At 43.8% G+C, this 3112-nt stretch carries 5 protein-coding genes; all 5 read right to left on the bottom strand.

The window, feature by feature from the left end; genetic code table 11:
- Positions 1–47 precede the first annotated feature (47 nt).
- The 5 genes from T518_RS11110 to T518_RS11100 all read right to left on the bottom strand — a co-directional run bounded on the left by T518_RS11110 (position 48) and on the right by T518_RS11100 (position 3041).
- Positions 48–401 carry a PhzF family phenazine biosynthesis protein gene (locus T518_RS11110; RefSeq protein ID WP_081828498.1) on the bottom strand — a complete coding sequence of 118 codons (354 nt, stop codon included), beginning with the start codon at positions 399–401 and terminating at the stop codon, positions 48–50.
- Positions 402–1291: 890 nt separating this feature from the next.
- A complete protein-coding gene (locus tag T518_RS12490) occupies positions 1292–1447 on the bottom strand; it encodes a Fic family protein (protein WP_428829233.1) in 156 nt (51 codons plus the stop codon).
- A 33-nt stretch (positions 1448–1480) separates the two neighbouring features.
- Positions 1481–1960 carry a putative DNA binding domain-containing protein gene (locus tag T518_RS12140; RefSeq protein WP_162177260.1) on the bottom strand — a complete coding sequence of 160 codons (480 nt, stop codon included), beginning with the start codon at positions 1958–1960 and terminating at the stop codon, positions 1481–1483.
- A gap of 32 nt (positions 1961–1992) precedes the next feature.
- Positions 1993–2535 carry a hypothetical protein gene (locus T518_RS12260; protein WP_211248228.1) on the bottom strand — a complete coding sequence of 181 codons (543 nt, stop codon included), beginning with the start codon at positions 2533–2535 and terminating at the stop codon, positions 1993–1995.
- 230 nt (positions 2536–2765) lie between these two features.
- Positions 2766–3041 (bottom strand): hypothetical protein, encoded by a 276-nt coding sequence (locus T518_RS11100; protein ID WP_248617207.1) that lies wholly within the window; start codon positions 3039–3041, stop codon positions 2766–2768.
- Positions 3042–3112 lie beyond the last annotated feature (71 nt).

Below are 3112 nucleotides of genomic sequence, written 5' to 3'. Positions count from 1 at the left end.
GTAGTTCTCTTCAAACACCATTATAGCAAAGAAGTCTATGTGTCATTTTAATTTGGTTGTCTAGGAGCTGTTGCACTTAGATTGTAAATCCATCTTACAATCAAATCACCGGAGATCGTCGTAAAGACAAGTCTGTCCGCATCCTTTTCATAAAAGTGGAACAGAACATAGGCGGTTCCAAGCGTGGCATGACCGCACAAATCGATTTCTCCACCCGGTGTAAACCAGCGCAAGTGCCATTTATCACCTTCCCGGACAGTAAAAGCTGTCTCCGAAAAATTGTTCTCTCTGGTTATGTTCATCATCAGTTCATCATCCGGCCACTGATCCAGTACGCAAACAGCTGCCTGATTGCCATGAAACACAGAATCCGTAAATGCATCAACTACATATTGTTTCATTACTGTCCCCTCCTTTATGGGATACCAACCAACGTGTTCGTTTCTACTTCTGTTGTTTCTCTGTCTGCTGCAAACCGGAGACCCGAGTGCTGCCGTAAATCGCTTCCCTGAATGTGCCAAAAGATATTCCCCTATCTCCTCCGACATGATTCCTGAGTTACCATTCCGACATCTATCTCACAGTCACGACCTGCCATTATCCTTTATATCACCCCCTTTAATATGTTCTGCGGAGCGTTTTCACGGTCAATTTCACGTTTTGCCGTCAACAGCCTGATGCCAGAAACATTCTGGAATACAGCACTTTTTTCGGAAATCAATCCTTAACCCGTGACATCCATGCTACGCACTCCACATGGCACGAGACAAGCACCTGAATGTCTGGTTCCCGGGCACATTTCCGTCCGTTCGCGGGAACTGCTCAAAGCTGAAAAGCAGCGTTTTTACATTGGTTCTCCGTTTGCGGAAATATGTCCACATGCTTTTCCTACCTATAATACGGCAGGCAGGAGGGATGCCATCGTCTCGACCTGCTCTCCCCTGCTCAATCGGTTTATGATCAAGGTCTCAACCCAGTCTCCCGTTAACTTGGTCGGTATCTTAGTCGCTTATCTTGGTCGTTCACCGATCAAGTTACTTTCTCCTGTACCTCTGATTTCGGCTGTTAGTTTTGTCGGAAATTGTCATTTCGATAACTCCTTGTGCTAATTGCATGGAGCGCCGGCCAACGGCCGGCTTTGCGGAGCTAAACGGCCTCGATGCGGAGCGAGCGGCCACCTCTCTCCTGACTTGATTTGAGCATCTTCTTTCATAATGAAGATATGCCGTATTATCGGCGATTCTTCATTGTCCGTTTTTTCATGTCAATTTTTAATTTTTGACTTCAAAGTTCACTTTTTATATTTGGGGTTCTTACTATTCGGTTTATCAGGTATCGTCATTTCGATTTTTCCTGCATTAAGCAAAGGCTTAATATATCTTTCCGAAAAGTTTCTTCTGCCGGCCAGCCCCATAAACTCTTGCATTTCTTTCCTGCTGCGAGGTATGGAGCAAAATTGAATAAGATCTTGTATCGTGACTTACTCCTTATCTTGTTCCTTTACTTGCTCCTTATCTTGTTCCCTTGAATCAAGTTCTGCAGTCGGCCCGACTGTTGCCGTTGCCGCCTCAGAAAGGGGACTCACTGTCGTAAAAACATCTGCTTCCGTAAAGGTTGGCTCCCCGCCGGAATACATCTTTGTGTACTTATAGCTGTTTCGCATACCGCTTCCCAGCTCGTCAGCAAGGCCGATCTCCCTGAACACTTTTGCTATCGGCGGATTCTTTGCGAATGGCCCGAAAGTTTTCAGATTCAGGTTTCCGTGTCCATGCGCAAGGTTGGCATTTTCTGTTGTGATCTTATCCCGTTCAATAACAAGCTTTGGTACATATCCGCTGGAAAAATCACGATGCATAAGCAGATTTGAGATAATCTCACGCAGGACTTTGTCTCTGGCACTTACTCTCTGGATGCCATCCAGAGTGAATACATCATTTAGATGCTTCTTCCCAAATTCCATCAGACGATCATAGCTTTCAATCAGGTTTGTGATCACCACATCCCTGTCATCATAACGATCAACATTGAACACTCTGAAAATAGCATCTGTCTTATGCTGAGGTAACACGGACATAATACGGTTATCTGTGCCGAAGAGTAGGATTGCCGCAAGTGTGATACCTTCTTTGTTTCCGGATCCTCAAGTATGAGTCCACAACTTCTGAGCATTTCCTCATCCGTCATGTCAACCCACGGATGGTGCTCAGTATTCACTCTCGTCATTCTCCTTGCCCGATCCATAAGATCATGGTGAAGACTTGAAACCGGGATGGCAGGGTAGACCTTATTCACAAAATAGGTGCTTTGCTTACGGGCATAAAGGTTGAAAACCATGTCCGCATTATCAGTAATATCGATGTCAGACTCATTATTACGGTCAAATATTCTGCCTGCATTGCGATAAACGGTTTTCCCAACCGGAACATAGACGTAAAGAACAGTACGCCCATATATCTCGTATTCCTCCGGAGTCAGATATAGAGGCGGATACATTTTGCTCTCATTGTTGATCGTTGTAACAAAATTTTTCTTCATTTGCTCAACTGCTCAACGCAGTCTTTATCAACACCAAGAATCGTGCCGTTATCTTTTACACCAAAGAAAATATGACCGCCCCCCGATTAGAAAAAGAACAAACGGTATCGTAGACATCTTTCGTGATATCTGTTGTCGATTTTTTGAATTCGACGGTCAGTCCTTCACCCTGACGAATCAAGTTCATCAAATTTTCAGGGAGTACCATATAACTCACCCCTTTCGATTATTCACTTATCAATTCCATTAGGCAAAATGGAATCAACCTCGTTCTCCTTAAAAGTCTGTTCTTCTTCCTTTTGCAAAGCCTTCTGCGCAGCCCTGTAGCTTTTCCTATCAGTTGCAGGATAATTATTATTGACTTCTGAAACTTTATTACAAAGAACATCTCTCTGTTTTTGTATCTCACTATCTTCAAGCACTTCAAAATCAACTAATAAGGAAATATACTCTTCTCGAATACCCCACAACACATTTGCTGCGGTAGTGTCAAGATTCTTTCGCAAATTCATTTCATCCGCCAGTAAATATCGGCATCAGATGTATGGATTTTCCTCGTCAGCTGGCTGCTCAATTT

This window comes from Mitsuokella jalaludinii DSM 13811 (genome assembly GCF_000702905.1).
In the GTDB taxonomy this organism is placed as follows: domain Bacteria; phylum Bacillota; class Negativicutes; order Selenomonadales; family Selenomonadaceae; genus Mitsuokella; species Mitsuokella jalaludinii.
The sequence above is the reverse complement of the archived record's forward strand: the minus strand, read 5'-3'. Positions and strand labels throughout refer to the sequence as shown.

Excerpts from the sequence above, each read along its gene's own strand:
- T518_RS11110 (WP_081828498.1), bottom strand. The coding sequence starts at position 401 with ATGAAACAATATGTAGTTGATGCATTTACGGATTCTGTGTTTCATGGC.
- T518_RS12260 (WP_211248228.1), bottom strand. The coding sequence starts at position 2,535 with ATGAAGAAAAATTTTGTTACAACGATCAACAATGAGAGCAAAATGTAT.
- T518_RS12140 (WP_162177260.1), bottom strand. The coding sequence starts at position 1,960 with ATGGAATTTGGGAAGAAGCATCTAAATGATGTATTCACTCTGGATGGC.